Consider the following 1,071-nt stretch of genomic DNA (forward strand, 5'->3'; position numbering starts at 1 on the left):
CCGCACTCATCCGTACGACACCGGCAACCATGACGTTCCCCTGCGTCACACGGTTCCCGGCGGTATGCATGCCGCACAGACTACGCACCGCCAAAACCCGTCGGGCCCCGAAGTTCACCCCAAATCAGGCAACTTACTGCCGACGAATCAGTGATGTGACGCCGTTCACGACTCCCCCTCTTGTCGCACCAGCAAGGCCGTTCTATCGTGCTGATGTATCGAGTCGATACATCAGCACGGCATACGAACCGACACGGGGCCCGCTCGACGGGTCGCGGCAGAGAGGAGGCGACGATGAGCCGGCGTTCCGGGATCCTTGAGTTCGCCGTACTCGGCCTGCTCCGCGAATCTCCGATGCACGGCTATGAACTGCGTAAACGACTCAATACGTCACTGGGTGTGTTCCGCGCGTTCAGCTACGGGACGCTCTACCCCTGCCTCAAGACGCTGGTCGCCAACGGCTGGTTGATCGAGGAACCGGGGAGTGCGCCCGAGGACGCCCTCGCCGCCTCCCTCGCGGGCCGGCGCGCCAAGATCGTCTACCGGTTGACGGCGGAAGGCAAGGAACACTTCGAGCAGCTGCTCGCGCAGACGGGACCCGACGCGTACGAGGACGAGCACTTCGCCGCCCGCTTCGCCTTCTTCGGGCAGACCTCGCGCGACGTGCGCATGCGCGTGCTCGAAGGCCGCCGCAGCCGTCTTGAGGAACGTCTGGAGAAGATGCGCGGCTCGCTCGCGCGCACCCGGGAGCGCCTCGACGACTACACCCTCGAGCTCCAGCGCCACGGGATGGAGTCCGTGGAGCGCGAAGTGCGCTGGCTGAACGAGCTCATCGAGAGCGAGCGTGCCGGACGGGACCTCAGGGCCTCCGCCGACGGGAAGCCCGCTCAGCAGGACACCACCACTGGAGCGACGGGCGGCCTGCCCCGGACCGGGGAGACGTCCCGGCCGGATACGCCCGACGACACCGCCACGTGAAGCTCCCGCAAGGGCTTCACCTAGTACACACAGGGAGCAACCGGAATGGGTTCGGTTCGCGTAGCCATCGTCGGCGTGGGCAACTGCGCCGCG

1 protein-coding gene is annotated in these 1,071 nt (G+C 66.5%); it reads left to right on the forward strand.

Going from position 1 to position 1,071, the window contains the following annotated elements:
* Positions 1–312: 312 nt before the first annotated feature.
* Entirely contained in the window at positions 313–978 is a 666-nt protein-coding gene (locus tag ACFYWL_RS31265) for a PadR family transcriptional regulator (RefSeq protein WP_386980465.1), read from the forward strand.
* Positions 979–1,071: the final 93 nt, after the last annotated feature.

This window comes from Micromonospora sp. NPDC002575 (assembly GCF_042889525.1).
Lineage (GTDB): Bacteria > Actinomycetota > Actinomycetes > Mycobacteriales > Micromonosporaceae > Micromonospora > Micromonospora carbonacea.